This window comes from Brachybacterium sp. B718/18, assembly GCF_055454375.1.
This window is the reverse complement of record NZ_JBVDDO010000002.1, coordinates 236876-262625: the sequence shown is the minus strand read 5'-3', so window position 1 is coordinate 262625 and position 25750 is coordinate 236876. Positions and strand designations below refer to the sequence as shown.

General features: G+C 73.4%; 27 protein-coding genes. 12 read left to right on the top strand and 15 right to left on the bottom strand.

The features are described 5' to 3' along the window. The first annotated feature begins 16 nt into the window (after positions 1 to 16). The 8 genes from ACZCAH_RS05075 (at position 17) to ACZCAH_RS05040 (ending at position 9194) form a co-directional block, all read left to right on the top strand. Complete coding sequence (locus tag ACZCAH_RS05075) at positions 17 to 658, top strand: serpin family protein (protein ID WP_464340037.1); 642 nt, start codon at positions 17 to 19, stop codon at positions 656 to 658. Between the two features lie 58 nt (positions 659 to 716). Beyond that, entirely contained in the window at positions 717 to 2726 is a 2010-nt protein-coding gene (locus ACZCAH_RS05070; RefSeq protein WP_464340036.1) for a beta-galactosidase, read from the top strand. A gap of 75 nt (positions 2727 to 2801) precedes the next feature. After that, a complete protein-coding gene (locus tag ACZCAH_RS05065; protein WP_464340035.1) occupies positions 2802 to 3158 on the top strand; it encodes a hypothetical protein in 357 nt (118 codons plus the stop codon). A 158-nt stretch (positions 3159 to 3316) separates the two neighbouring features. After that, the gene (locus tag ACZCAH_RS05060; RefSeq protein ID WP_464340034.1) at positions 3317 to 4489 is read left to right on the top strand and encodes a Gfo/Idh/MocA family protein; all 1173 of its coding nucleotides are present in this window, start codon (positions 3317 to 3319) and stop codon (positions 4487 to 4489) included. A gap of 122 nt (positions 4490 to 4611) precedes the next feature. After that, positions 4612 to 6336, top strand: coding sequence for a D-lactate dehydrogenase (dld, locus tag ACZCAH_RS05055; RefSeq protein ID WP_464340033.1), 1725 nt, complete (start codon positions 4612 to 4614; stop codon positions 6334 to 6336). A gap of 132 nt (positions 6337 to 6468) precedes the next feature. Then, positions 6469 to 6654, top strand: coding sequence for a hypothetical protein (locus tag ACZCAH_RS05050; RefSeq protein ID WP_464340032.1), 186 nt, complete (start codon positions 6469 to 6471; stop codon positions 6652 to 6654). Between the two features lie 136 nt (positions 6655 to 6790). Beyond that, positions 6791 to 8074: a GAF domain-containing sensor histidine kinase gene (locus ACZCAH_RS05045; protein ID WP_464340031.1), complete on the top strand. Its 1284-nt coding sequence runs from the start codon at positions 6791 to 6793 to the stop codon at positions 8072 to 8074. 193 nt (positions 8075 to 8267) lie between these two features. Next, on the top strand, positions 8268 to 9194 hold the full coding sequence (locus tag ACZCAH_RS05040) for a helix-turn-helix domain-containing protein (protein ID WP_464340030.1): 927 nt from the start codon (positions 8268 to 8270) through the stop codon (positions 9192 to 9194). 36 nt (positions 9195 to 9230) lie between these two features. Here the strand turns inward: ACZCAH_RS05040 and ACZCAH_RS05035 are convergent, their stop codons facing one another. From ACZCAH_RS05035 to rpmB, 6 genes are all read right to left on the bottom strand, one after another. Beyond that, positions 9231 to 10187, bottom strand: a complete 957-nt coding sequence (locus ACZCAH_RS05035) for a permease prefix domain 1-containing protein (protein WP_464340029.1) — start codon at positions 10185 to 10187, stop codon at positions 9231 to 9233. A 1-nt stretch (position 10188) separates the two neighbouring features. Next, positions 10189 to 10527, bottom strand: a complete 339-nt coding sequence (locus ACZCAH_RS05030) for a PadR family transcriptional regulator (RefSeq protein WP_464340028.1) — start codon at positions 10525 to 10527, stop codon at positions 10189 to 10191. A gap of 72 nt (positions 10528 to 10599) precedes the next feature. Next, the gene (locus ACZCAH_RS05025; protein ID WP_464340027.1) at positions 10600 to 11505 is read right to left on the bottom strand and encodes a PrsW family intramembrane metalloprotease; all 906 of its coding nucleotides are present in this window, start codon (positions 11503 to 11505) and stop codon (positions 10600 to 10602) included. A gap of 161 nt (positions 11506 to 11666) precedes the next feature. After that, positions 11667 to 11972: a 30S ribosomal protein S14 gene (rpsN, locus tag ACZCAH_RS05020; protein ID WP_464340026.1), complete on the bottom strand. Its 306-nt coding sequence runs from the start codon at positions 11970 to 11972 to the stop codon at positions 11667 to 11669. Further along, positions 11972 to 12139, bottom strand: coding sequence for a 50S ribosomal protein L33 (rpmG, locus tag ACZCAH_RS05015; RefSeq protein WP_464340025.1), 168 nt, complete (start codon positions 12137 to 12139; stop codon positions 11972 to 11974). Before rpmG ends, rpsN begins: the two co-directional genes overlap by 1 nt. 13 nt (positions 12140 to 12152) lie before the next feature. Further along, a complete protein-coding gene (gene rpmB, locus ACZCAH_RS05010) occupies positions 12153 to 12389 on the bottom strand; it encodes a 50S ribosomal protein L28 (protein WP_464340024.1) in 237 nt (78 codons plus the stop codon). 39 nt (positions 12390 to 12428) lie between these two features. On the opposite strand from rpmB, the gene ACZCAH_RS05005 reads away from it, so the two are divergent. Next, positions 12429 to 13547 (top strand): GTP-binding protein, encoded by a 1119-nt coding sequence (locus ACZCAH_RS05005; RefSeq protein WP_464340023.1) that lies wholly within the window; start codon positions 12429 to 12431, stop codon positions 13545 to 13547. 4 nt (positions 13548 to 13551) lie between these two features. Here the strand turns inward: ACZCAH_RS05005 and ACZCAH_RS05000 are convergent, their stop codons facing one another. From ACZCAH_RS05000 to ACZCAH_RS04965, 8 genes are all read right to left on the bottom strand, one after another. After that, positions 13552 to 14340, bottom strand: coding sequence for an ABC transporter ATP-binding protein (locus tag ACZCAH_RS05000; protein WP_464340022.1), 789 nt, complete (start codon positions 14338 to 14340; stop codon positions 13552 to 13554). Continuing rightward, on the bottom strand, positions 14337 to 15371 hold the full coding sequence (locus ACZCAH_RS04995) for an ABC transporter substrate-binding protein (RefSeq protein WP_464340021.1): 1035 nt from the start codon (positions 15369 to 15371) through the stop codon (positions 14337 to 14339). The genes ACZCAH_RS05000 and ACZCAH_RS04995 overlap by 4 nt, the downstream gene beginning before the upstream one ends. Positions 15372 to 15390: 19 nt before the next feature. Next, complete coding sequence (locus ACZCAH_RS04990) at positions 15391 to 16491, bottom strand: FecCD family ABC transporter permease (RefSeq protein WP_464340020.1); 1101 nt, start codon at positions 16489 to 16491, stop codon at positions 15391 to 15393. Positions 16492 to 16574: 83 nt separating this feature from the next. Beyond that, a complete protein-coding gene (locus tag ACZCAH_RS04985) occupies positions 16575 to 16985 on the bottom strand; it encodes an ArsR/SmtB family transcription factor (protein ID WP_464340019.1) in 411 nt (136 codons plus the stop codon). Positions 16986 to 17029: 44 nt separating this feature from the next. Further along, positions 17030 to 17410, bottom strand: coding sequence for a hypothetical protein (locus tag ACZCAH_RS04980; RefSeq protein ID WP_464340018.1), 381 nt, complete (start codon positions 17408 to 17410; stop codon positions 17030 to 17032). 100 nt (positions 17411 to 17510) lie between these two features. After that, a complete protein-coding gene (locus ACZCAH_RS04975) occupies positions 17511 to 18953 on the bottom strand; it encodes an MFS transporter (protein ID WP_464340017.1) in 1443 nt (480 codons plus the stop codon). 393 nt (positions 18954 to 19346) lie between these two features. Beyond that, positions 19347 to 20009 carry a carbonic anhydrase gene (locus tag ACZCAH_RS04970; protein ID WP_464340016.1) on the bottom strand — a complete coding sequence of 221 codons (663 nt, stop codon included), beginning with the start codon at positions 20007 to 20009 and terminating at the stop codon, positions 19347 to 19349. Between the two features lie 51 nt (positions 20010 to 20060). After that, complete coding sequence (locus ACZCAH_RS04965; RefSeq protein WP_464340015.1) at positions 20061 to 20642, bottom strand: helix-turn-helix domain-containing protein; 582 nt, start codon at positions 20640 to 20642, stop codon at positions 20061 to 20063. Positions 20643 to 20721: 79 nt separating this feature from the next. Between ACZCAH_RS04965 and ACZCAH_RS04960 the strand changes: the two genes are divergently transcribed. Then, the gene (locus tag ACZCAH_RS04960) at positions 20722 to 21735 is read left to right on the top strand and encodes an NAD(P)/FAD-dependent oxidoreductase (protein ID WP_464340014.1); all 1014 of its coding nucleotides are present in this window, start codon (positions 20722 to 20724) and stop codon (positions 21733 to 21735) included. A 117-nt stretch (positions 21736 to 21852) separates the two neighbouring features. After that, positions 21853 to 22341: a PTS sugar transporter subunit IIA gene (locus ACZCAH_RS04955; RefSeq protein WP_464340013.1), complete on the top strand. Its 489-nt coding sequence runs from the start codon at positions 21853 to 21855 to the stop codon at positions 22339 to 22341. A gap of 166 nt (positions 22342 to 22507) precedes the next feature. On the opposite strand, the gene ACZCAH_RS04950 is transcribed toward ACZCAH_RS04955, so the two are convergent. Further along, positions 22508 to 23533, bottom strand: coding sequence for a LacI family DNA-binding transcriptional regulator (locus ACZCAH_RS04950; protein ID WP_464340012.1), 1026 nt, complete (start codon positions 23531 to 23533; stop codon positions 22508 to 22510). A gap of 198 nt (positions 23534 to 23731) precedes the next feature. Between ACZCAH_RS04950 and ACZCAH_RS04945 the strand changes: the two genes are divergently transcribed. Then, entirely contained in the window at positions 23732 to 25669 is a 1938-nt protein-coding gene (locus ACZCAH_RS04945) for a glycoside hydrolase family 127 protein (protein WP_464340011.1), read from the top strand. Positions 25670 to 25750 lie beyond the last annotated feature (81 nt).

Below are 25750 nucleotides of genomic sequence, written 5' to 3'. Positions count from 1 at the left end.
CCCGCGCCTGCTCCTCGTGCTCATCGACGCCCTGCACGTGCGCGCCCCCTGGACGGCGCCGCTCGCCCGCACCCGGGGCGGGTTCACCACGGCCCGAGGTGAGCGGGTGGAGACGGACCTGCTCACCGGGACCGGAGCCGGCTGGTCCGAGGGGGAGCTGTGGGAGGCGACCAGCCTGCGGACCGTCGGCGGCGCGCTCTCCCTCGTGCTCGTGCGTCCGCGCACCGGACCGGAGGAGCTCCTCGCCGCCTGGGCCGCGGACCCCTCCGCGCTCGTCGGCCTGCTCGCGAAGCTCCGCACCCCGCGCGAGGCCATGCGCCTGAGCGTGCCGCCGCTCGACCTGCGCTGGTCCGGCGACCTCACGGGAGCGCTCGCGGGCCTCGGCGCCGGACGCGTGCTCCGGCCCGGGGCGGACCTCTCCGGCATCGCCGAGGATCCGCGCCTGCACCTCTCTCTCGTGCTCCAGCAGGCGGTGCTGCGCGTGGACGAGGAGGGGATGGAGGCGGCCGCCGCGACCCTCGTCGCCGCACGCACCGCGGCGGTGGTCCCGACCCGGACCCTCGCGCTCGACGTCCCCTTCCTCGCGCTCGTCGTCGAGTCCGGCACCGGCACCCCGCTGGTCGTCGCGCGGATCGGCGACCCCACCGCGGCCGCCTAGACTGCAGGTAAGGGCTTGCCGAGCCCCGTGGTGGACGATCGGATCCGATGGAGGAGACATGAGCGAGCAGCGACCCTGGCCCCTCGGAGTGCAGGGCATCGCGTACGGAGGCGACTACAACCCCGAGCAGTGGCCCGAGGAGGTCCGGCTCGAGGACGTGGAGCTGATGCGCGAGGCGGGCGTGAACCTGGTGAGCGTCGCGATCTTCGCGTGGGCCACGCTCGAGCCGCGCGAGGGCGAGTACGAGTTCGCCTGGCTCGATGACGTCATGGACCGCCTCGGCGAGGCCGGCGTCCAGGTCGCGCTCGCGACGGCGACCGCCTCCCCGCCGCCGTGGCTGACCCGCGCGCATCCCGAGATCCTGCCCGTCACGGCGGAGGGCACGGTGCTCAGCCCCGGCGGCCGCCAGGCCTATGCGGTCTCCTCCCCGCTCTATCGGGAGTACGCCCTGCGCATGACGCGCGTGCTCGCCGAGCGCTACGCCGAGCATCCCGCGCTCGCCCTCTGGCACGTGGACAACGAGCTCGGCTGCCACGTCCCCCACGACTTCTCCGAGCATGCCGCCGTCGCCTTCCGCACCTGGCTCGAGGCCCGCTACGGCACGATCGAGGAGTTGAATCGAGCCTGGGGCACCGCCTTCTGGTCCCAGCGCTACGAAGACTTCGCCGAGATCCTGCCGCCGCGCGCGGCGCCCACCTACCCCAATCCCACCCAGCAGCTGGACTTCGCCCGCTTCTCGAGCGATGAGCTGCTGGCCCACTACCGGGCCCTGCGGGACGTGCTGCGGGCGGTCACCCCGCACGTCCCGGTGACCACCAACCTCATGCTGTCCTCGGCGACGAAGTGGATGGACTACTTCTCGTGGGCGGAGGACCTCGACCTGGTCGCCAACGACCACTACCTGATCTCCGCCGATCCCCGCGGCCAGATCGAGCTGGCCTTCGCCGCGGACCTCTCCCGCGGCGTCGCGGGCGGCGACCCGTGGATCCTCATGGAGCACTCCACCTCAGCCGTCAACTGGCAGAACCGCAACCGGTCCAAGCGCCGCGGCGAGATGCTGCGCAACTCCCTCTCTCACGTCGCGCGCGGGGCCGACGGGGTCATGTTCTTCCAGTGGCGGCAGTCCCGGGCGGGCGCCGAGAAGTTCCACTCGGCGATGGTGCCGCACGCCGGGCGGGACTCGGAGGTGTGGCGCGGCACCGTGGGCCTCGGGCGCGTGCTGCAGGCCCTCGCCTCGGTGCGGGGCAGCCGCGTCCTGAACCGGGTGGCGCTGGTCATGGACTACCCCTCGTGGTGGGCGAGCGAGCTTGACTCCCATCCCACCCAGGCCCTGTCCTATCCCGGGGAGCTGCTGCGCTGGTACACGGCGCTGTGGGACCTGGGGCTCGGGGTCGACCTGGTGCCCGTCGGCGGCGATCTCGACGGGTACGACCTGATCATCGCGCCGACGCTGTACACGGTCCGCGACGAGGACGCCGAGCGGCTCGCCGCCGCCGCGCGCGAGGGCGCCCAGGTGGTGATCACCTTCTTCTCCGGCATCGTCGACGAGCACGACCAGGTGCGGCTCGGCGGATACCCCGGCGCCTTCCGCGAGCTGCTGGGCGTGCGCACCGAGGAGTTCGACCCGCTGCTCGAGGACGAGGTGCGCCATCTCGACGACGGCTCGAGCGCGGATCTGTGGAGCGAGCGCACCCACCTCGAGGGCGCCCGCGCGGTGCGCACGTGGGCCGATGGGCCGTTGCACGGCTGGCCCGCCGTGACCCGCCACGAGGTGGGGGAGGGAGCCGCCTGGTATGTCGCCGCCCGCCCCTCCGTCGCGGGCCTCGAGGCGCTGCTCGAGGAGATCGCGGACGCCGCCGGTGTCGAACCGGCCGTCCCGGGCCTGCACCGGGACGTCGAGGCGGTGCGCCGCTTCGCCGAGGACGGCACCACCTATCTCTTCGTGCTCAATCATTCCGACCGCGACCAGGTGGTCCAGGTCGACGGTCGCGACCTGCTCACCCGGCACACGGCCGACGGCGCCTTCACGGTCCCCGCGGGCGGGGCGGCGGTGATCGAGGAGTCCTGAGCCCCCGCTCCCCGCCATCCCGCCGGCCCCGGGCATCCCCGCTCCCGGTAATCCCCTCGCCTCGGTCCCCGGTGTGTGAAAGCTTTGTGGCGGGACCGGCTGCGCCGCCTCCCCGTGGCCGCTCGAGCAGATGGCCGCCGAATTCGCCCGGCTGCTCGCGGCCGACGGGCTCGCGGCCGACGGAGCGGGGGCCGACGGGCTCGCGGGCCCCGAGGCCCCGCCCGTCCTCGTCGGCTCCTCCGTCGAGGTCGAGACCCCGAGGACACCCTCCTCGGCCTGTCGGGCGCCGGGCACGGCGTCGCCTACGTCAACGGCTTCTGCGTGGGCCGCTACTGGTCGATCGGCCCGCAGCAGAGCCTCTACGTCCCCGCCCCGCTGCTGCGCGCCGGCCGCAACGAGGTGCTGCTGCTGGACCTCGACCGGGTCCCCTAGCGGCTCGGCCTCGCCGCCGCGCATCTCTGGGAGACCCGGCGCTGAGCCCCGGCTGATCCGTCCGTGACCGGCGGGGACGGGTTGCGGACGGCGACAGGGCGTGAAACCATTTGCGGAGCGGGCGTCCCGCACCCCCCGAGACGAAGGACCACCACCACATGGACGACCTCCGGATCGGCGTCATCGGCTTCGGCGCCCGCCACGGCCTCGCCGTCCACGCGCACCGACCCAGGGAGGGCTCGGCCGTCACGGTCGTCGCCGACCCCTCCGCACGGGGGAAGGCCCAGGCCCGGGAGGCGATCGGCGAGGACGTGGCGGTCGTGGACTCGGTCGAGGAGCTGCTGGCCGGTCACGAGGTCGACGCGGTGATGATCCTGACCCCGGACGCCACCCACGCCTCCGTCGCGCTGCGGACGCTCGGGGCCGGCATCGCGACCTTCTGCGAGAAGCCGATGGCGATCAGCGTGGAGGACGCCGACGCGATGCTCGCGCTCGCGCAGGAGCAGCGGGCCCGGCTGTACGTGGGCCACAACATGCGCCACATGCCGGTGGTGCGGCAGATGAAGGCGATCGTGGACTCCGGCCGGATCGGTCGGGTCCGCGCCATCTGGTGCCGCCACTTCGTGGGCGCCGGCGGCGACTTCTACTTCAAGGACTGGCACGCCGAGCGGGAGAAGGCCATGAGCCTGCTGCTGCAGAAGGGGGCCCACGACATCGACGTCATCCACTGGCTCGCGGGCGGGTACACCCGTCGCGTCTCCGGCATCGGCGACCTCGCCGTGTACGGCGACATCACCGATCGGCGCGACAACTCGGACCGCCGCATGGGGGACTGGTACGACGCGGACATCTGGCCGCCGACGGCGCAGCGGGAGCTGAACCCGGTGGTGGACGTCGAGGACATCTCGATGCTGCAGATGCGGCTCGACAACGGCGTCCTCGCCTCCTACCAGCAGTGCCACTTCACCCCGGACTACTGGCGGAACTACACCGTGATCGGGGACGCGGGCCGGATCGAGAACATGGGCGACGGCGCGGGGGACCAGATCCACCTCTGGGAGTCCCGCCGCTCCGGCCCCGGGCGCCCGGACGCCGTCGAGGTGATCGCTCGGGCCGACGGCGGACACGGCGGCGCGGACCCGAGCCTGGTCGCGGAGTTCCTGCGCTTCGCCCGCTCGGGCGGAGCCACCGACGTATCGGTCATCGCGGCCCGCGAAGCGGTGGCGACGGGCGTGCTCGGCGCCGAGTCGATCCGCGACGGCGGGGTGCCGCGGGACGTGCCGCCGGTGGCGCCCGAGCTCCGCGCCTACTTCGACGGCGGCCAGGCCTGAGCCTGACCACGCCGATGCGGGACCTTCGCCACTGGCTACGCTGGCCGCGGGCCGAGGACGGCCCGGAGCACCCGGGGCGCGCCCCGGAGCTCGACCCCACGGAGGCGAAGGAGCAGTCGACCATGCGGACACCGCCCACCCGCGCACGGCAGACACCCCGAGCGGCGGAGGCGATCGATGCCTTCGCCCGGATCATGGGGCGGAAGCACGTGCTCACCTCACCGCGTGCGACCGCCCCGTACACCACCGGCGACCGCTTCGGCTCCGGGGAGGTCCTGGCCGTGCTGCGGCCCGGGTCGCTGGTGGACATGTGGCGTGCCCTGCAGGTGTGCGTGGACCACGACCTCATCGTCATCCCGCAGGCCGCGAACACCGGCCTGACCGGCGGCTCCGGCCCCGGCGCCCCGGACGGGGAGAGGGACGTCGTCATCCTCTCCACCCTGCGGATCGACGCGATCCACCTCCTGCACGACGCGCGCGAGGCCGTCAGCCTCGCCGGCGCCACTCTCTACTCCCTCGAGGAGACGCTCGCCGCGCACGGCCGCGAGCCGCACTCCGTCATCGGCTCCACCTCGATCGGCGCGACCGTGGTGGGCGGCATCGCCAACAACTCCGGCGGCTCCCAGATCCGCAAGGGCCCCGCCTACACCGAGCAGGCGATCTACGCCCGGGTCGACGAGGACGGCACGATCCAGCTGGTCAACCACCTGGGCATCGACCTCGGCACCGACCCCACCCACATCCTGGATCGGCTGGAGCGCGGGGACTGGTCCGCCGCCGACGTCTCCCCGCCGCCCCCGGACGGTACCGGCACCGACTACGCCGAGCACGTGCGCGAGCTCGCCCCCACCCCTGCCCGCTTCAACGCCGACCCGACCTTCCTCCACGAGGCCTCGGGATGCGCCGGCAAGCTCCTCGTCTTCGCCGTCCGCACGCGCACCTTCCCGCTCGAGCAGGCCAAGGCCACCTTCTACATCGGTACCGACCGCCCCGCCGACCTCGAGGCGCTGCGCCGCCGATTCCTCGCGGCCGACGGCCCCCTGCCGATCTCCGGCGAGTACCTCAGCGCCCATGCCTTCGACCTCGCGGCCGAGTACGGCAAGGACACCTACGTCTCGCTGAAGCACGCCGGCTCCGCCGCGCTGGTGCGCATGTTCGCGCTGAAGAGCTGGGCCAACGGGGTCCTCGCGAAGCTGCCGGGCACCGGCCCGTCGGCCGCCGACGCGATCTCCCAGCGCCTGTTCTCCCTGGTCCCCGCGAGGATCCCGGCCCGTCTGCTCGGCTACCGCGACCGCTTCGCCCACCACCTGATCCTGGTCGTCAGCGGCAGCGAGCGCGCGGCGACCGAACAGCTGCTGAAGGGATTCTTCGCCGAGGACGGACACGAGGGCGACTTCTTCGCCTGCGACGCCGAGGAGGCGCAGAGCGCGACCCTGATCCGCTTCGGCGTCGCGAGCGCTGCGAGCCGCTACTACGTCATGCACCGCGAGGAGGCCTCCGCGATGGTCACCTTCGACGTCGCCCTGCGCCGCGACGACGAGGACTGGCTGGAGGTGCTGCCCGAGGAGATCGCGGACCAGCTGCTGCAGAGCGTCTACTTCGGCCACTTCTTCTGCCATGTGCTGCACCAGGACCACGTGGCGAGGAAGGGCGTGGACCCCGTCGCGCTGAAGAAGCGGATGACCCGCCTGCTGGAGGAGCGCGGCGCCGCCGTCCCCGCCGAGCACAATTTCGGCCGGATCTATCCCGCCCCGGCGGGGACGGTCGAGCACTACCGTCGGCTGGACCCGCGGAACATGTTCAACGCCGGGGTGGGGGAGACGTCGGTGCGGAAGGGGTGGGGGTGACGGGCCCGGGCGGTGAGCGCTGCCGGGTGGTCCGCCCGGGACGCCGCACCTCGCAGGGGCGGGGGGTGGAATCGGGCGGGTGCTCGGTGAGAGGGTGGAGGTCCGGAAGACCACATCTCAGGAGGTTCGGCCATGAGCAGCACCCCGATGTACCACCCCGACGACGACGAGACCAGTCCCCTCCCGGAGGACCAGGGCATCGCCCAGCCCGGCAGCGGAGCCGCCGAGGAGGACCCGTCGCGGTCCTCCGAGGACGGTGACTCCTCGGGCGCCGATCTCGACGAGCGCTCCGACGACGGCGACTCGCCGCTGGTCTGAGACCCGCCGCTGTGAGCGATCACTATCGCTCACAGCGGCGCGCCCGTCCCGCGTCGGCGAGGCGAGCCGGGCGGCACGAGGGGCACGATCCCCGCTACCATGAACCGTCAGGACCAGGGGACGTGCAGGGGGACGTGTGGGCACCGACGACACGGAGTCATATCGCGGAACGGACGGTCGTTCGGGCACCGCGGTGCTCGTCTCCGAGGAGGCGAGGCAACGCTGGTTGCACGCCTACGGACTTCCCCACGGCCATGCCGGCGATCGGCTCCCCGGCGCGGGAGCGGAGCAGACCTGGACGACGTCCACCCCGCGCCTGAACCGCCTGGCGCGGATGGCGGCCGCGGTCGCCGAGGTGCCGTTCGCGGTCGTGAACGTCATCACCGCGGACGAGCAGCACCAGATCGCCGCGTTCGGCGTGGACCCCTCCGTGTGCTCGCGCGAGGATTCGATGTGCGCGACGGTGTTCCTCGACGACCACCCCGCCGTGGTCCCGGACGCGTCCCGGGACCCGCGCTTCCGCGACAACCCCTTCGTGACCGGCGTCATCGCGGAGGTGCGCGGCTACGTCTCGGTCCCCCTCCACGCGGAGGTGCCGCTGGGGTCGCTGTGCGTGTTCTCCTCCGCCCCAACGACGATCACCCCGGACCAGCTGGTGCTCCTGGAGAATCTGGCGGAGAACGTCATCGACGTCCTCGAGCTCGAACGCCGCGACCGGCAGCTCGACGCCTCCCTGGCCGAGGCCGCCGCCACCGCGGAGCGGCTGGAGGACTTCGCCCGCCAGGTCAGCCACGACCTGCGCACGCCCTTGACGTCGCTGCTGGGCTTCCTGGAGCTCGCCCAGGAGGCCGATCACGAGGCGCAGGCGCCGGAGCTCCTGCGCCGGGCCGACGGGGCGGGGCGGCGGATGCTCGACTCGCTCCGCGACCTGCTCGACCACGCCGTGGACGGGAGCCACCTCGAGAGCGGCCCGGTGGACCTCGGCGCACTGGTGAATCGGGTGCAGGACGACGTCGCCGACCTCGCCGCCCGCACCGGCGCCACCATCGAGTGCGCCGGCGGGATCGTCCGCGGCGATGAGTCGCACCTGCGCTCGCTGGTGCAGAACCTCGTGGTCAACGCCCTCAAGTACTGCCCCGCTGACCGTGCGCCGCGCGTGCGCATCACCGCCGTCGACGCCGACGGTCACAGCGGCATCCTGGTCGAGGACAACGGCGCGGGCATCCCTCCCGCCGACCGCGACCGGCTGCTCAGGGACGGGGGACGCCTGCGGCGCAGCGGCGAGCCTCCGGGGACCGGGCTCGGGCTGGGGATCTGCCGCCACATCGCCGAGGCGCACGGCGGCCGGCTCGTCCTGGGGGACACGGCGCTCGGCGGCCTCGGCGTGCGCGCCAGCTGGCCGGTCGGCGCGAAAGGGTAGCGCCCGGGGCGTGAGGGTCGGGGCACGGGTCGCCGCGACCCAGCCTCCATCTCCCCGTACGGAACCGCCGGGGTGCCGACGACCGCCTCCACGCCGTAGTCGGCCTGGCGGGGTGCGGCTTTCTGGCGCCCGTCCCCGAAGGATGCCCTGTCAGGGACTCCTCCGCTGCGCTCCGCGGTTCTACGCTGGGGCGATGGACAACAGGATCGATGTGCGCGAGTTCCTCATGACGCGCCGCGCGAAGGTCACCCCGCAGCAGGCCGGCCTCCCCGTCGGCCCCGGCCGCCGCGTGCCCGGCCTGCGCCGCAGCGAGGTCGCGATGCTCGCCGGGGTCAGCGTCGAGTACTACGCGAAGCTCGAGCGGGGGGCGATCGCCGGCGCCTCCGCGTCGGTGCTCGACGCGGTCGCGACCGCCCTGCAGCTGGATGCGACCGAGCGCGCGCACCTCTTCGACCTCGCGAGCGCGGCCGACGGCGTCCCGACGGACCGCCGCCTGCGTCGGCGGCACGGTGTCGAGACCGGTCCCGTGCGGCCCGGACTGCAGTGGACGCTCGATGCCCAGACCGACGCGGTCGCCTTCGTGCGCGACCGCTACCGGAACGTCCGGGCGATGAACGCCCTGGCCCGCGCCTTCTACGCGCCGCTGCTCGCGACCGTCCCCGAGGGTGGCGTGCCCAACCTGCTGCGCTTCCAGTTCCTCGAGGACGGCTCCGAGCAGCTCTACCCCGAGTGGGACCGCTTCGCGCAGATGGCCGTGGCCAGCCTGCGCGTCGAGGTGGGACGAGCCCCGCACGACCCGGTCCTGCAGGAGCTCGTCGCGGAGCTGAGCGAGGGCTCCGCGCTGTTCCGCCGGCTGTGGGGCGCGCACGACGTGCTCACCCACGGGGCGGGCACCAAGCATTTCCGTCATCCCGTGGTCGGGGACGTCACCGTCGCCTACGAGGAGCTCGCGATCACGGCCGAGCCCGATCTGGTGATGATCGTGTACACCGCGGAGCCGGCCTCCACTTCGCAGGAGCGGCTGCGCGTGCTCGCGAGCTGGGCCGCTTCCCAGCCGGAGGCGGGGGCCGGCGCGCCCGCCGCCGACCCGCGCACGACGGGGGCCGCGCAGGAGGGCTGACCTCCCGCGCGGCCCCGTCGGCCCCGCGTCCGGTGCTCAGACGCGCCGGGCGCGCAGCGCCTTGCGCCAGCCGTCGGCCACGTCGACCGCGCAGCTGATCGCGATGCCCGCGGCGAGCAGCACCGCGAGGATCCGCGGCGTGTCCCCGCCGACGCCGTTGTCCGTGAGCACCAGGCGGACGAGCTCGGGGTTGATCAGCTCGCCGCGGGCGATGAGCGTGAGCGCCCAGGAGAGGAAGACCAGCGAGAGCGCCGTGTTGACCACCGCGAAGGGGGTGGTCCAGGCACCGCGCCGATGGACCATGACGGTGAGGGCCACCTCGAGCACCACGACGCCCAGCAGCACTGCGATCCACCCCGGCCACAGGCTCGGAGCCAGGACCGACACCGCGTGGTCGTCGAGCTGCACGAAGGGGTCGGCGAGGTCCCAGAGCACCGCCCCGATCACCAGCACGCCCACCACGATCGAGGCGATGAGGTCCGAGAGCGGCAGGTCGGGGCCGCGCTCCTCGGGGAGGTCCTCGAGGGTCCACTCCTCGCCGGTCTCCGCGTCGGTGCGCTCGAGGATCGCGAACACCAGGGTGACCCAGAAGGCGACGTGGACCGCGGCGGTGAGCGCGACCGAGATCGACTGGCCGATCACGGTGCCGACAGGGGCCTCGGAGAGCACCTGGGCGAGGGCGACACCGACGAGCGCGCAGGCCGGGACGATGCTCTCGAGCAGGATCAGCAGACGGCGCCAGGTCAGGTAGTGCCGCGGGCCGATCAGCTGCAGCCGGAGGTCCGCGAAGCCCGCGGCGAGACGGGCCGGATCGCCGAGGTCCGTGAGGACCGCGCGCTCGGCGGCCCCGCGTTCCTCGCCCTGCTCGATCCGGCTCTCGATCGCGTCGGCGATCGAGGTCCCCAGCTCGGCGCGGACGTCCTCGCGGGCGGCGGCGGGCAGGGAGGAGACGGTCGCGGCGATGTAGCGCTGGGTGAGGTCGATGGCGGTCATGTCACTGCTCCTTCGCGGAGGTGGGGAGGGAGTCGATGGCCGCGGTGAGCGCGGACCACTCGGTCATCAGGAGCTCGGCCAGAGCCGAGCCCTCGGGGGAGGTGCGGTAGACCTTGCGCGGCCGCGCCTCCTCGGTGTTCCACTCGCTCGTGAGGTGACCCTGCTTCTCGAGGCGTCGCAGCAGCGGGTAGAGGGTGTTGGCGTCGGTGTCGAAGCCGTGTTGCTCGAGGTCCTGGAGCAGGCCGTAGCCGTACCCGGGCTCGCGCAGGAGATGGAGGCACGCGAGCACGACCGTGCCGCGGCGCAGCTCCTGCAGGTGGAGATCCGACTGTTCGCTCATGCGAGACACCATAGTGTGTGTCGCACAGTGTTGTCTATGGGGCAGGCTCGACGCCCGTCGAGAGCTCGGCGCTCAGGCGGTGGTGCTCGCCGCGGCACGCTCGCGGCGGACGACCGCCCGGTGGGAGACGATGATCAGCACCAGCAGGGTGCCGACGCTGAGCAGGCCGATCGCGACATGGAGGGCGAGGCCGCCGGTCGCGTCCCAGGCGGTGTGCAGCACGATCGCGCCGACGTACGCGACCGCCAGGGCCAACGCTCCGCGGGCCTTGTGCGAGGTCTCCACCAGGAACCAGAGCGCGGCGCAGATCGCGCCGGTCCAGGCGACGTGACCGGCGGGGACGAGGACGCCCCGCAGCACCAGGGTCGCGTCGAGGGCTCCGAGGCCGCCGCCCTTCTCGAGCAGCGCGTTGAATCCGTAGCCCATGGTCTCGAGGACCGCGAAGCCGGTGGCCGAGGCGATGCCGACCACGAGCCCGCCGCCGCGGGTGACGCGATGCGCGAGGGCCAGCACCACGAGCGGCACGACCAGCTTCGCGGTCTCCTCGATCACGCCGACCAGGAGGACCGAGGCACGGCCCAGCGCCGCCGCCGCGACCGCCTCCTCGAGGCCCGCGGCGCAGATCCCGAGCAGCCCTCCCGCGGCGGCCGTGACCAGCACGATCCGGGACGGCACGAGGGCGCCGTAGCGGGTGCACTGGGCGAGCAGCAGGACCGTCAGCGGGATCGTCGCGGCGCCCACCAGCAGCACCGTCGGGATCATGGTGGAGTTCCGGGTCAGGACCATGATCGCGAAGGTCGCGACGTAGGCGACGATCCCGCCCGGCAGGACGAGCAGCCCGGCGAAGCGCTCGACCCAGGGTGCGCGGGGTCGCTCCGCGGCACGGGCCGCTGGCAGGGTGCCGACGGGCCCGCCCGGGGGGACGGGGCCGGACGGGAGGGTCCCGGGGACATCGACGGCGAGGGTCTGTGCGGTCATCGCCCGCTCCTTCGTGCGGCGGGCTCGCTCACGCTCACCCGCGATCAGGCGTCGTCAGTGCGGCGGCGTCGGGGACAGTATGCGCCGGTTCCCGCGGTGCGACGGCGTCTGGTGCATCACGCCTCAGCCCTTCTGGCGACCGCTTGAAGCGGGGGACGAGATCACCAGCTGGACTTCCGGATTCCCGGGAGCTCGCCCCGGTGGGCGAGCTCCCGGAAACGCACGCGGGAGAGGCCGACGCGGCGCAGGTGCCCGCGCGGCCGGCCGTCGACGGCATCCCGGTTCCGCAGCCGTGTCGGGCTCGCGTCCCGCGGCTGCCGCTGCAGGGCCCGCTGGGCGAGGACCTTCTCCGCCGCGGAGGCCCGGGGGTCCTTGATCACGCGCTTCAGCGCGGCGCGCTCGGACGCGTGCCGGGCGACGATCGCGCGCCGGCGGGCGTCGGCGGCGATCTTCGAGGTCTTCGCCATCAGCGCTCCTCCCGGAACTCGGCGACGGCCCGCAGGCGCGGGTCGAACTTCCGCAGGGTCAGCCGGTCGGGGGAGTTCCGGCGGTTCTTCGTGGTCATGTAGGTCGAGCCGGTGCCCGCGGTCGAGAGCATCCGGATCGTGGTGCGCAGGTCATTCTTCCTGGCCATGGGAGGTTTCCTCTCAGATCTTCTCGCCGCGCGCGCGGATCTCGGTCACGACGGCCTCGATCCCGCGCCGGTCGATGGTGCGCAGGCCCCGGACGGAGACCTGCAGGCGGACGGTGCGGCCGAGCGAGGGGACGACGAACCGCTTCGTCTGCACGTTCGGGTCGAAGCGACGCGAGGTGCGCCGATGGGAGTGGGAGACGGACATCCCGCAGCGGGGGACCGCTCCGGTGACTTGACAGCGTCGGGACATGGTGAGCGATAGTAGTTGTTGAGAATCATTATCGTCAAGATGGAAGGGCAGGCCCCCGTGTCCGCCATGTCCCCGATCCCCGTCGGATCGCCCTGCCCCGTCGCCGTGATCACCGCGATCGACCCCGTGCTGCGCGACGTCCTCGTCGGCAGCCTCCTGCTCGAGGGAGACGGGCTGCTCGCCCTGCGCTACGAGGTGGATCGCGAGGCCGCCGCGCTGCGCCGCCTCGTGGTCGCCGCGGACGGTGTGCGGGAGGACGAGCTGGTCGAGCTCGAGCACCCGTGCGTCTCCTGCGCCATGCGCGAGGACGCCGTGCCGACCCTGCGACGCCTCGCCCAGCTGCGCGACGTCGACGGGATCCTGCTCGCCCCGCCGCTCAGCGCCGATCCCGCGACCGTCGTCGGCGCCCTCCACCCGCATCAGGGCGAGTGGCAGCTGGCCTCCTCCCTCGCCGTCGCCGCGAGCGGCACCGCCCGCGAGGATCTCCTCGGGGACGACACCCTCGCCGAACGCGGCGCGCAATGGGCCGACGGTGACGCCCGCTCCGTCGGCGAGGCGCTCGCCGCCCAGCTCGAGCACGCCGACCTGATCGTGCTCGACGGTGATCCGGGGGATCCCGGCACCGAGCTGGTCGAGCACCTGCGCGCCCCCGAGCAGCGGCTCCTCCATGGGCTCCACGCACTGCGGGTGGGGGAGGCGCTGGGCGGGCGTCACGACCGCGTGGCCGGACTGCGCCGACGCGACGCCCGGCTCGTCGAGCCCTACGGCGGCCCCACCCGCCACGGGACCTGGACCCTCGACCTGAGCTCGACGAGGCCCTTCCATCCCGAGCGCCTGCTCGAGCACATCGAGGCCCTCGGGGGAGGGGAGCTGCGCGGCCGCGGCCGGTTCTGGGTTCCCGACCGCCCGGACAGCATCTGCCAGTGGGACGGGGCCGGTGGGCAGGTGTCGATCGGTGCGGTGTGGCGGGCCGGCCGCGACCTGCCCACCACCCGCCTCGTCGTCACCGGGATCCACCCGGCCGACGCCGAGCGGGTGCGGCTCGCCTTCGGTCGCAGCCTGCTCACCGACGCGGAATGGGCCGAGGGGCTCGCCCCCTGGCTCGGGTCCCCGGACCGCCTCGCCCCGTGGCTCGGCGAGCGGGACGCGCGCGTGTGAGGGGTCAGGCCCGATGGGCCCCGGCCCCCCGGAACAGCAGCTGGGCCGTCCCGTCGGCGGCGCGGACCGGCTCGGCGGAGACGTCGTAGAGATCCTCCACGAGCCCCGCGCCGAGCACCTCGGCAGGCGGACCGTCGGCCGCGACGACGCCCTCGCGCAGCACCATCACCCGGTCGCAGTAGCGGGCGGCGAGGTTCAGGTCGTGGAGCACGACGACGGTCGCGAGCCGCTGGTCGCGCACGATCCGCAGCACCTGGTGCTGGGCGCCGATGTCGAGATGGTTCGTCGGTTCGTCGAGCAGCAGCACCCGCGGCCGCTGCACCAGTGCCCGCGCGATGAGCACCCGCTGCCGTTCGCCGCCGGAGAGCCGGGAGAACTCCTGCCCGGTCAGGTGCAGCGCCCCGACCAGTTCGAGCGCTTCCGCCGCCCGGGCATGATCTTCCGCCGAGCCCGCCCCGAAGGCCCCCGCATGCGGCAGCCGGCCCAGCAGCACCATGTCGGCGACGCGCAGCGGCACCTCCCCGGCGGACTCCTGCGCCAGCACCGCGAGGCGCCGTGCCCGCTCGCGTCCCGGGAGTGCGGCGAGGTCCACCCCCTCGAGGAGCACCTGCCCGGCCTCGGGCACGAGCGAGCGGTGCAGCAGGCGGAGCAGCGTCGTCTTCCCCGAGCCGTTCGGCCCCACGAGCCCCAGCATCTCGCCCGGACCGAGCACCAGGTCGACGCCCGCGAGGACCCTCCGCGCCCCGAAGGAGTGCCGCAGGCCGCGCGCCTCGAGCAACGCCCCGCCGCTCACCCCTCGATCTCCGGCAGCCAGGCGAGCATCCGCTCGAGCCCGTCGACGACCAGCGGCGATGCCGGCTCGGCGAAGTTGAACAGCAGCGGCAGCACCCGCCCCTCCTGCACCGCGCGCAGGCCCGAGAGCTGATCCGCCGAGACCATCTCTTCCAGCACCTCGGATCCGTCGCCCTCGCCCTGGTACAGCACGATCAGCACGTCGGGATCCGCGGCCAGCAGCGGCTCGGCGCTGACCTCGACGACCCGCTCGGGGGTGGTCGCGAAGGGGTTCTCGATCCCGAGCACGTCGAGCTGCGCGGTCGCCATCGATCCCGCGCCGTAGGTGTACAGCGGACCGCCGCCGATCGAGGGGTAGAGCACCGCCGCGCTCGCCGTGGTCAGCGTCTCCGCGGCGGTCCGGGCCGCCTCGATCCGCGTCTCCAGGGAGCCGGCGAGCTCCGCCGCCGCCTCGGCGCGGTCGAAGATCCGGCCGTAGAGGTCGATCGTCGCGGAGAGATCCGCGAAGCTCGCCCTCTCCCCGGGCGCCGCGCAGAACACCTCCTGGACGAGCGCCTCGCAGCCCGCGGCGCGCAGCCCCTCGCGGGTGACGCCGTCGGGCAGTCCGCACACGAGATCCGGGGACTGGGCCAGGACCATCTCCTGCGAGATCAGCAGGTGGCCCGAGGCGTCGACGTCCTCGCTGAGCGCCGGGATCGCCGTGATCCGCGCGGAGAGATCGGCGTCGTAGTAGCCGAGCGGGAAGGCGCCCGCCCGGGCGATCACGCGGTCCAGCACCCCGATCCCGTCGAGGATCGTCACGGGCGAGGACTCCAGCAGCATCACCCGCTCGGGCGCCCGGTCGACGGTCAGCGTCGCCTCGCAGTTCGCGATTTCGAGCGGATAGCCCGTCGGCCCGGTGCCGCCCGCCCTACCCGCGTCGGACCCTCCGCTGCCGGCAGACGAGCCGGCGGAGGAGGCGGAACCGCAGGCGGCGGCGGTCAGGGCGAGCAGTCCGGCGAGCGAGCCGGTCAGGGCGGTGCGGCGATCCATGGGTCCTCCGGGGGCGGGGTCAGGCGAGGCGGGCGCCGAGGCGGCGCACCAGCAGGAGCAGGAAGGGGGCGCCGATCGCGGCGGTGAGCACGCCGATCGGCAGCTCGCGCGGCTGCAGGACCGTGCGCGCGACCGCGTCGGCCCACAGCAGGAACAGGGCGCCGAGCAGGGCGCACGCGGGGATCAGCACCCGGTGTCGTGCGCCTACGAGGCGCCGCGCGAGATGCGGGACCACGAGGCCCACGAAGCCGATCGATCCGGCCCCGGCGACCGCCGCCGCCGTCGCGAGGGAGACCACGGCGAGCAGGCCGATGCGGGCCCGGTCCGGGGCGATCCCGAGGCCGTGGGCGACCTCGTCCCCGGCGCTGAGCGCATCGAGCACGGGCGCGCGCAGCCACAGCGCCGCGGTCGCCAGCACCGCCGCGATCAGCGCGATGGCGAGGAAGGCGTTCCACCGCGCGAGGGAGACGGAGCCGAGCATCCAGAACATCACCGACCGCGATCCCTCCGCCGAGTCCGAGGAGAAGATCAACAGGCTGGTCAGCGCCGAGAGCGCGTAGCCCACCGCGATCCCGGAGAGCAGCAGCCGCAGCGAGGTCACCCGCCCTCCGGCGCGGGCGATCAGCAGCACCAGCAGCGCGGCGCCGAGCGCCCCCGCGAAGGCCAGCACCGACTGGGCGTAGTCGCCGAGCGCCGCCCCGACGCCGAAGAGGATCGCCCCGGCGGCCCCCGTCGACGCCCCGCCGGAGATCCCGAGGACGTACGGATCGGCGAGCATGTTCCGCACGATCGCCTGCAGGGCCGCGCCGCTGATCGCGAGGCAGGCCCCGACCGCGGCGCCGAGCAGCACGCGCGGCACCCGCACCGTCCAGACGATCGCGTCGACCGAGGCCTCCGCGCCCGGCGCGGCGGTGAGCCCGAGATGGTGCGCGAGCACCGCGATCGTGGTGCCGGCGGGGATCGGTACCGGGCCGATCCCGACGCACAGCAGCCCGCTCGCTGTCGTCGCGAGGGCGAGGAGGACGAGGATCCGGCGGGACCGCCGATCCCGGCGGCGCAGGCCGAGCGGGTCGGGCGCGGAGGAGCGGCCGACGGAGGGGCTGCGCAGGGTGGCAGACACGGGGGTCCTTCCGATAATGATTGAAGGACTCTACAAGTATCGATGCGGGGCGGGGCCCGGTGGCCTCCTGTTGTCGGCCGGCCTCAGTCGTGCCGGTGCGGCGTCTCGTCGTGGTGGTGGACTCCCGGGAGGTGCTGGGAGCCGAGCGCGTGCAGCAGCGTGTGCGCGAGCTCGTCGGCCAGGGCGTAGCGGACCTCGCGGCCGGAGCGCTCGGCGCGCACCCAGCCCGCCTCCCGCAGCAGGGCGAGGGCGTGCGAGGTGGCGGAGTCCCCGGCGTCGATCACCCGCGCGATGTCCGAGGAGCGCACCCCCGGGTGGGCGTGCAGGCAGAAGAGGATCCGCAGCCGGCGGGCGTCGGCCAGCAGGGACATTCGCGACGCGAGGGCCTCGAGGTCCCCGGCCCCGGCCAGCTCGTCGCGCAGCGCGCGGACCAGCTGCTCGTCCGCGGGGGTGGTGGCATCGGCGCGGACGTGGGCGGCGGGTTCCGGGTCCATGAGGGGCACGCTACCCGGCGCCGCCGCTCCCTCCGGACGCCGGATCATCGGCGACCGGGCCGACGGCCGTGGCCGCCGCTAGTGCGGTGCGGGTCCTCGTCGGCGGTCACGACCGTGCCGGCGCGATAGCCGCGCCGGGTGGGATCCTCGGTGGGGCGGCGCGGCCGACGCTCGACCCGTTCCCTCTCGGCAGGACCCGGCGCGCCTGGTGCGACCGGCGCGACCGTGCGAGCGCCCGCGAGCAGCTCCTCGAGCGTCTCGAGGATCTCGCCGCCGCGCGCCAGCCTGCGCCGCCCGGGGAGCCAGAGTGCGACGAGCGCCCCCGCCCCCTGCAGTCGCCGTGCGAGCGCTCGGACCGCCCGCAGCGCCCGCTCCTCGCCGCGGCAGGCAGGCACGAGGGTCAGCACGGCGTCGTGCGCGGGCACCGTGCCGCCCCACGGCCGAGGCCCGCACCTGCCGGGGACGGCGGGCACGGGGCCTCGGGAGGAGCGGCTCGCGGAGAAGCTGCTCGGGGAGTGGGGGAGATCAGAAGCGGCCGGCGGCCACGAGCTCCGTGCGCTCCTTCTGCAGCTCCACGTCGCGGGGGTACACCCGGTAGAAGAGCGTCCAGTACAGGGCGTTCAGCAGGTAGGGGACCACTACGAACCACAGGAACATCATCTGGCTCGAGAAGGCCTGGGCCACGAAGCCGAGCCCCAGCGTCATTAACGCGGTCAGGCCGCCCTGGATGAAGGAGAAGAGCACCGCGAAGGAGGTGGCGCTCAGCTGCGAGGGCACCACGTTCGAGACCATCGGCAGCACGCAGCCGGAGAAGCCGACGGAGAACACCAGGCCCAGCAGCAGCGTCAGCGCCGCCGCGGGGATGAAGCCCTCGTAGGGCAGCTGGGTCGCGAGGGCAACGGTCAGCGCGAAGGCGACCAGGTAGATCTGCATGAGGATGACCCGGCCCTTCTCGCCGAACTTCCGCACGAAGAGGTCCGCGAGACGACCGCCCAGGAAGGCGGAGAACACCGCACCCACGGAGAAGCAGGACATCGCGACGGTGACCTGGAAGATGGTCAGCCCGCGCTCGACGGCGAGGAAGTTCGGGTAGAAGGCGAGCAGCACGAGGCTGGTCACCAGCACGACCATGCCGGCCATGAGGGAGAAGGTGGGGATCTTGAAGAGCTTGGCGGCGTCGGAGACCTTGAAGCGGCCGGCCTCGGCCATCATGTCCTCGCGGGCGGTGTTCTCGCGCGGGTCCTTGACCCACAGCGCGATGAGAACGCCGGAGAGGATCGAGATCGCACCCATGGTCCACATGGCGTAGCGCCAGGCGTCGGGGCTGGGGTCGTCGCCGCGGGCGAAGAGGCCGATGGCCGGGCCCATGAGGATGCCGACCGCGGCGCCGATGCCGCGGATCGTGCCGTAGGCCTTGCCGCGCTGGGACTGCTTGAACAGGTCCGGGAGCAGGCCGTTGATGATCGGCTCGGAGGCGACCGTGCCGATGACGCTGATCGCGTACAGGACGATCAGCCAGGTGAAGTTCGGGGCGAAGCCCGTGGCGACGGTCCAGATGCCCCACACGCCCGTGACCAGGATCAGGACCTTCTTGCGGCCGAAACGGTCCGCCATCATCGCCCAGAACGGGCCGAAGATCATGCGGGCGAACTTGCTGATCGCGCTCAGCAGGCCCAGCATCCCCTCCGCGACGCCGAAAGCCGCGCCGATCAGCGGGAAGAAGGTGTTGATCAACCCGCCCTCGGAGTTGTCGACCGCCTGGGAGAAGCCCATCGCGACCATGGCCTTGCCGTTGCCCGTGGTGGAGGCGGTGCCGGTCGCGTCGGGGCGGCGCTCGTCGCTGTCGATGATCGCGACGCCCGGATCGTGGTTCGGGGTGCGGGCGATGATCGTGCCGGTGTCGGTCGAGACCGCGTCGGGGACCAGTGCCGGGCGGCCTGCGTCCTCGCCGAGAGGTGAATTGCCCATCGTCTTCCTTTCGCACACTGCCCGGAGGCAGCAGGAACTGCATTGTTCTGAAGGCCAGAAAAGTAAAGTGCGGATTCCGCTGAGCCCTTTCGGAGGGGATCCGAGCGGCGATCCTGCAGGGCGTGGTCGTCGGTGACGGGCGCCCGATCCGGTCGATGGTCGTGCCGGTTGCCACAGAATGCGGCGGTCAGGAGTGCAAGAAACACCGGTTGCCATCGGTTGCTACGACGGCGGCAGTGGCGCGTGCCACCTTTCGAGCGTTTCAGAGTTCTCGCGTCAGCGGTGCGAAAAGTCGTCCCGCCCAGGTCGGGATGCAGAAGACCCCCGAGTATCCTTTCCGGGTCACGGAATGGTCTCGGGGGTCTTCGCCGCGGGAATTTCGCGGCCCGGGTCTCAGCGCTCCAGGGTCAGCTGGCCCACGGCGGTGATGGGGAGCACGTGCCCGTCCTCGAGCTGGTACTGGCAGCCCACGATCCCCAGTCGGCCCTGGGCGACGGCGTCGGAGATGACCCGCGAGGAGCGCATCAGCGCGTGGATCGTCTCGTCGAGGTGCCGGCGGCCGACCGCATCGGCGTCGATCAGCTCGGGGTCGACGTAGGGGGTGTCCTGGTGGGTGGCGAGCCACTCCCGCTGCACCGCCGGCTGGATCCGCTCGAGCTCGCGGCGGATCGCGGGGGTGACCTCGCTGGGCGAGGCCGTGGTCTGGTCGATCGCGGCGCGCACTGCCCCGCAGGAGCCGTGGGCGAGCACCACGATCACCGCGACGCCCAGCTCGGCGACCGCGAACTCCATGGTCGCGGTGGTGTTCTCGTTGGCGATCTGCCCGATGTTGCGGACCACGAAGAGATCCCCGAGGCCGCAGTCGAAGAGGATCTCCGCGGCGACGCGGGAGTCGGAGCAGCCGAGGAAGGCCGCGTTCGGCGCCTGGAAGGTGCTCAGCTCGCTGCGGCGGGCCGCGCTCTGCTGGGGGTGGTGCAGGTCGCCCTGCATGAAGCGGTCGTTGCCCTCGGCGAGGGCATCCCACGCCTCCTGCACGCTGACTCGGGGAGCGGCCATGACTCGTCCTTCCATGGGGATGGGTCTCCCGGCTGTGGAGCCCCCGGCAGACTACTCCCGGAGCCCGGGTGCGGGATCGCGGTGTCCGCGTCGGGCCTCCCGGTCGAAGACCATCACCACCTCGCAGGGGCGGCCGTCGGCCCCGAGCGCATGGGGGAGCATCGTCGGGAACTCCGCGGCATGATCGCGCTCGATCCGATAGCTGCGGGTGCCGAGCAGGAGGGTCGCGGTGCCCGAGAGCACCAGCAGCCACTCCCGGCCCGGGTGGGCGCGGAGCCTCGAGGGGTCCGACGGGGGCGGCCCCGTGAAGCGGCGGCGGAGGATCGTCGTGTCTGGGCTGTCGCGGAGCGTCCAGCGCAGACCGCCGTCGCCGGCAAGATCCCTGACCGGGGCGATCACTACGTCGTCGGCCTCGGTGGCGACGAGCTGGTCGAGGCTCGTGTCCAGTGCGCGGGCGAGGGTCGCCAGCTGGTCGAGCGCCAGGCGACGCGAGCCGGTCTCGATCCGGGACAGGGTGGAGACGGAGAGGTGCGAGGCCTCCGCGAGCTCGGCGAGGGAGAGGCCGCGGGCGAGTCGCACAGCTCTCAGCCGCTTGCGCACCAGGTCGTCGAGACCTCCGGGTGTTTGCGTCATGAGCAAGAGAGTAGTCCCGTGGGGCAATTCCGGTCCAGGATCGACCAGCACCCGCCCGCTGATCCCCCAAGGAGCTCCCATGTCGTCGATCCACCCCGCCACCCCCGACACTGCCGACACCCTGCCCGACGAGCTCGTGGACGTCGCCGTCCTCGGCGGCGGCGCCGCGGGGCTCAACGCCGCCCTGATGCTGGTCCGCTCCCGCCGCTCGGTGCTCGTGCTCGACACGGGCGATCCCCGCAACGCGCCCGCAGCCGGGATCCACGGTCTGCTCGGCCGCGAGGGCATGGCGCCCGGAGAGCTGCTCGCCCGCGGCCGGGCCGAGGTCCGCTCGTACGGCGGGCTCGTCGTCGGCGCCCGGGTCGTCGGTGCCCGCGCCGACCGGCCCGCCGCCGACGGGGACCTCCGCTTCACCGTCGACCTCGCGGACGGCCGCGTCGTCACCGCCCGTCGGCTGCTGCTCGCCACGGGCGTGCGCGACGAGCTGCCCGCGATCCCCGGCCTCGCCGAGCACTGGGGCCGCGGCCTCGTCCACTGCCCCTACTGCCATGGCTGGGAGGTGCGCGACCAGGCGATCGGCGTGCTCGCCGTCGGCCCCGCCTCCGCGCACCAGGCGCTGCTGTTCCGGCAGCTGAGCGACGACGTGACCGTCTTCTCCCGCGGCACCCGCTTCGAGGAGGAGACCCTCGAGCGCTTCGCCGCCCTCGGCATCACGGTGATCGACGGGGCGGCCTCGCAGGTGGAGGCCGCGGCCGACGGATCCCTCGCGGGGGTCCGCCTCGCTGACGGCACCCTCGTGCAGCGTGATGTGCTCGCCGTCGCCTCCCGGGTCCATCCCCGGCTCGACGGACTGGGTGACCTCGGACTCCCTCTCGAGGAGCTCCCGGGCGGGTTCGGCGAGAAGGTGGTCACCGCGATGGGCGGGGCGACGGGCGTGCCCGGCATCTGGGCCGCGGGCAATCTCGCCGATCCGATGGCGCAGGTCGGAGCCTCGGCGGCGGCCGGTGCGCTCGCCGGAGCGCATCTGAACGCCTCCCTCGTGGGCGACGGCGCCGATGCCGCGGTGGCGCGCCGGGCGGCCGTCGGCGTCTGAGCCGACGGGGCGAGGCTCACACGTCCTCTGCGGCTCCCATCTTCACGGCCGCTCCGGAACGGGCGCATACTGTGGGGCGTTTGTCCCGCAGATCGGTCGTGACGGAGAGGAGGAGCCGTGCTCGGGTTCGGGAAGAAGAAGCTGCTGATCGACGATGCCGTCGCGGTCGCCAGCCCCGTCGCCGGACGGCTGCTGCCGCTGGACGAGGTGCCGGATCCGGTGATCTCCCGCGGCATGATGGGCCCCGGCTTCGCCGTCGACCCGGAGAACGGGCGCTTCTGCTCGCCCGTCGACGGGACGATCGTGCTCATCGCGAAGGCCGCCCACGCCGTCGGGATCCGCACCGCCAATGGCGCCGTGATCATGCTCCACGCCGGCCTCGGCTCCGTGTCGCTGTGCGGGGAGGGCATCCGCTGCCGCCTCGCGGAGGGGGAGCGGGTGATCACCGGGCAGCCCGTGCTCGAGGTCGACCTCGCCCTGCTGCGCCCCCGCGTCCCCTCGCTGATCAGCCCCGTGATCGTCGCCAACGGCGATGACTACGAAGTCGAGGGACCCTTCCTCGACGCCGTCGGCAGCGACCCCGTGGTGCTCGTCCGCCGCCGCTGAGGCGCCGGGTGCCGGCGCCCGAGCCCCGCGTCCCGCCCGAGCCCGCGCCGTCCCGCGCGACCCCCGGAACCCCCGGAACCCCCGCAGACTTGGGGGAATAACGCCTGGATTCCCCCAAGTCTGCGGGGGTTCTCGTGCCGTTGAGGGGTCTGGCGCTGCCCGGGGGCTACCGCGAGGTGCCCGCCTCGAGCGGCGCCGTGGAGTCGCGGAGGGTGAGGCGCGGGGCGATCCACTCGGTACCGCGGCGCGGGCGGCCGTCGATCGCCTCGAGCAGGCGCTCGGCAGCGACCCGCCCCAGGTCCCGCAGATTCGTGTCCACGCTGGTGAGGGCGGGGCGGGCGCCCGCGGCGATGACCTCCCAGTCGTCGGTGCCCACCACGGAGACGTCGCCGGGCACCGCGCGGCCGTGCTCGCGCAGCATGTCGAGGGCGCCGCGGGCGATCAGGTCGCTGCCGCAGAGGATCCCGTCGACCTCCGGGTGCTCGCGCAGCAGCCGGGCCGTGGCGTGGCGTCCCCACTGCTCGCTCCACTCGCCGAGCAGCGGCGGGCACACCGGCTCGAGCCCCGCGGAGGTCAGCGCCGCGAGGAATCCCTCGGCGCGGTGGGAGGAGGCCACGAAGCAATCAGGCCCCATGAGCAGGGCGAGCCGGGTGCGGCCGAGGGAGAGGAGGTGCTCGGCGCCGAGCTCCCCGGCGCGGCGGTCGTCGATCAGCACGTTCGTCGCCCCCGGGACGCTCGACGGCGCGTGCGCGTAGACGACCGGCGTGCCCGCATGGACCTCGAGCGGAGGACGCGGGTTCGAGGAGCGGCCGGTGACGATGAAGCCGTCGACGCGGCGGCGCTGCAGCACGTCGATGTAGTGCCGCTCGCGGATGGGATCGTCGCGGCTGTCGCACAGGAACACGGAGATGCGGCCGGCGCCGAGGGCGTCCTCCGCGCCGAGCATCACGGGCACGCTGAAGCGGCCGAAGCTGTCGGTGGTGATCATGCCGACGGTGAAGCTGCGCCGCTCGAACACGCTGCGGGCGAGGTCGTTGGGCCGGTAGTCGAGGGCCTCGGCGGTGGCGAGGATCCGCGAGCGGGTCTCGGGGCTCACCGAGCCGGTCCCGTTGAGCGCCTTGGAGACCGTGCCGGGGGAGACCCCGGCGGCGCGGGCGACATCCCGCACCGTCGTGCTGCGCGTCGGGCTCATGGCGGCATCCTCTCCTGTTTCCCTCGCAAGGTACCGCATCGGGCCAGAGAGCGCAGGGGTGCGAGGTCGCCGGAAGGAAACACGAGACCAGTTTAGGAAACATGTTGCCTCTGGCTGTCCCGGGTGTGAGGCTGGTCCCGGACGACCACCGACCATCCCGTCGGCTCCCCCATTCCCGAGGACGCGAAGAGGCCCCCTGTGACGGACCAGACGGACCAGACCACCCTCCCCGACCTGCGCCGCACCGTCGGCGCCGGACCCGTCGCCCCGCTCGCCGCGACGATGCTCCGCCCGCTCCCGCTCGCCGGAGCGCGGATCGTCGGCGGCTTCCTCGGGCGGCTCCAGCGGGAGAACGAGGAGACCACCGTCCCGCAGGGGCACGAGCACCTGGTGCGGGAGCAGGCCTTCGAGAACCTCGAGCGCGCCGCCGCCCGGGAGGTGGGCCCGCACCACGGCCCCGTCTTCGAGGACGGCGAGGTGTTCAAGTGGCTCGAGGCCGTGGGCTGGGAGGCGGAGCAGGATCCGACGGGCGAGCTCGGCACCTGGCTCGAGCGGTACAGCGCGCTCGCCGCCCGGGCGCAGGCCGACGACGGCTATCTCTCCACCTACAACCAGTCCGCCGGGGTGCGGGAGCGGTGGGAGTGGATCTCCTACGACCACGAGATCTTCAACATGGCGACGATGATCCAGGCCGCCGTCGCCCAGCACCGCACCACCGGCTCCACGGTGCTGCTGCAGGTCGCCCGCCGCGCCGCGGACCATCTCGACGACACCTTCGGCTGGGGGAAGCGGGAGGAGACCTGCGGGCACCCCCTCGTGGAGATGGCGCTCGTGGAACTGTTCCGCAGCACCGGGGAGGAGCGCTACCTCGAGCTCGCCCGCTACTTCGTCGAGGTGCGCGGGCACCGCACGATCACCGATCCGACCTGGCAGGGCTGGACCCCGGTGTACTTCAGCGACCGGGTGCCGGTGCGGGAGGCGGAGCACGTCGAGGGGCATGCGGTGCGCGCCGTCTACCTCGCCGCCGGGGCGACCGACCTCGCCGTCGAGACCGGCGACGCGGAGCTGCTCGCCGTGCTCGAGCGGCAGTGGGCGAACATGGTCGACGCGAAGATGTACGTCAACGGCAGCCTCGGATCACGCTGGGAGGGCGAGGCCTTCGGGGAGCCCTACGAGCTGCCGAGCGACCGAGGCTACGGCGAGACCTGCGCGGCGATCGCCTCGATCCAGTGGTCCTGGCGCCTGCTCCTCGCGACCGGTGAGGCGAGGTACGCGGACCTCATCGAGCGCCAGCTCTACAACGCCGTGCTCTCCGGCCGCTCCCAGGACGGCCAGAAGTACTTCTACGTCAACACGCTGCAGGTCCGCGAGGGCGCCGTCGCCCACGACGACCGCATGGGCGCCGCAGGCCGCCAGCCCTGGTTCGGCTGCTCCTGCTGCCCGACGAACCTCATGCGCACCCTCGCCACGCTCCACCACCTGCTCGCGACGGAGGGCGGGGGCGAGGACGGCGGCACCCGCCTGCAGATCCACCAGTTCGCCGACGCCGAGATCCACGGCGGCGGCCTCCACCTGCGGATGCGCACCGGCTACCCGTTCCAGGGCCGGATCGAGCTCGAGGTGCTCGCGGCCGAGCCCGGGGAGCGCGAGATGGCGCTGCGGATCCCCGGCTGGGCCGACGGGGCCCGGCTCACGGCGGCCGACGGGGGCACGTCGGCCCCGGCCGCGGGCGGGTACGCGCGGGTCCGCCGCGAGTGGGCCGCGGGGGATCGGGTGGTGCTCGAGCTGCCGACGGAGGTGCGGCGCGTCCGTCCCCACCACCGCAACGACTCCGCGCGCGGCAGCGTCGCCCTCGAGCGCGGACCGCTCGTGCTGGCCCTCGAGCACGTCGATCAGGACCCGGCCGTGCGGGTCGACGACCTGGCGCTGACCGGTGCCGCGATCACCGACCGCCTCGCGGAGGTCGCGGGGCTGGGAGAGATCCCCGTCGCCGAGATGGAGGTCGTGGTGCGGCCCGAGAACGCCCGCCGCCGCGCCCTCGCCATCCCGTACTTCCTGTGGGCCAACCGCGAGATCGGCCCGATGCGCGTGTGGATCCCCGAGGGGGACCGCACCGTGAGCCCCGATGAGGCCTGACATGCCGCCTGTCGTCGACGGCGTCACGCTCACCGGGATCAAGGGATGATCGACCCCGGGACCACACCCCCTCACTCCGTG

Excerpts from the sequence above, each read along its gene's own strand:
- ACZCAH_RS05070 (WP_464340036.1), top strand. The coding sequence starts at position 717 with ATGAGCGAGCAGCGACCCTGGCCCCTCGGAGTGCAGGGCATCGCGTAC.
- ACZCAH_RS05060 (WP_464340034.1), top strand. The coding sequence starts at position 3,317 with ATGGACGACCTCCGGATCGGCGTCATCGGCTTCGGCGCCCGCCACGGC.
- dld (WP_464340033.1), top strand. The coding sequence starts at position 4,612 with ATGCGGACACCGCCCACCCGCGCACGGCAGACACCCCGAGCGGCGGAG.
- ACZCAH_RS05050 (WP_464340032.1), top strand. The coding sequence starts at position 6,469 with ATGAGCAGCACCCCGATGTACCACCCCGACGACGACGAGACCAGTCCC.
- ACZCAH_RS05040 (WP_464340030.1), top strand. The coding sequence starts at position 8,268 with ATGGACAACAGGATCGATGTGCGCGAGTTCCTCATGACGCGCCGCGCG.
- ACZCAH_RS05035 (WP_464340029.1), bottom strand. The coding sequence starts at position 10,187 with ATGACCGCCATCGACCTCACCCAGCGCTACATCGCCGCGACCGTCTCC.
- ACZCAH_RS05030 (WP_464340028.1), bottom strand. The coding sequence starts at position 10,527 with ATGAGCGAACAGTCGGATCTCCACCTGCAGGAGCTGCGCCGCGGCACG.
- ACZCAH_RS05025 (WP_464340027.1), bottom strand. The coding sequence starts at position 11,505 with ATGACCGCACAGACCCTCGCCGTCGATGTCCCCGGGACCCTCCCGTCC.
- rpsN (WP_464340026.1), bottom strand. The coding sequence starts at position 11,972 with ATGGCGAAGACCTCGAAGATCGCCGCCGACGCCCGCCGGCGCGCGATC.
- rpmG (WP_464340025.1), bottom strand. The coding sequence starts at position 12,139 with ATGGCCAGGAAGAATGACCTGCGCACCACGATCCGGATGCTCTCGACC.
- rpmB (WP_464340024.1), bottom strand. The coding sequence starts at position 12,389 with ATGTCCCGACGCTGTCAAGTCACCGGAGCGGTCCCCCGCTGCGGGATG.
- ACZCAH_RS05005 (WP_464340023.1), top strand. The coding sequence starts at position 12,429 with ATGGAAGGGCAGGCCCCCGTGTCCGCCATGTCCCCGATCCCCGTCGGA.
- ACZCAH_RS04995 (WP_464340021.1), bottom strand. The coding sequence starts at position 15,371 with ATGGATCGCCGCACCGCCCTGACCGGCTCGCTCGCCGGACTGCTCGCC.
- ACZCAH_RS04985 (WP_464340019.1), bottom strand. The coding sequence starts at position 16,985 with ATGGACCCGGAACCCGCCGCCCACGTCCGCGCCGATGCCACCACCCCC.
- ACZCAH_RS04975 (WP_464340017.1), bottom strand. The coding sequence starts at position 18,953 with ATGGGCAATTCACCTCTCGGCGAGGACGCAGGCCGCCCGGCACTGGTC.
- ACZCAH_RS04970 (WP_464340016.1), bottom strand. The coding sequence starts at position 20,009 with ATGGCCGCTCCCCGAGTCAGCGTGCAGGAGGCGTGGGATGCCCTCGCC.
- ACZCAH_RS04965 (WP_464340015.1), bottom strand. The coding sequence starts at position 20,642 with ATGACGCAAACACCCGGAGGTCTCGACGACCTGGTGCGCAAGCGGCTG.
- ACZCAH_RS04960 (WP_464340014.1), top strand. The coding sequence starts at position 20,722 with ATGTCGTCGATCCACCCCGCCACCCCCGACACTGCCGACACCCTGCCC.
- ACZCAH_RS04950 (WP_464340012.1), bottom strand. The coding sequence starts at position 23,533 with ATGAGCCCGACGCGCAGCACGACGGTGCGGGATGTCGCCCGCGCCGCC.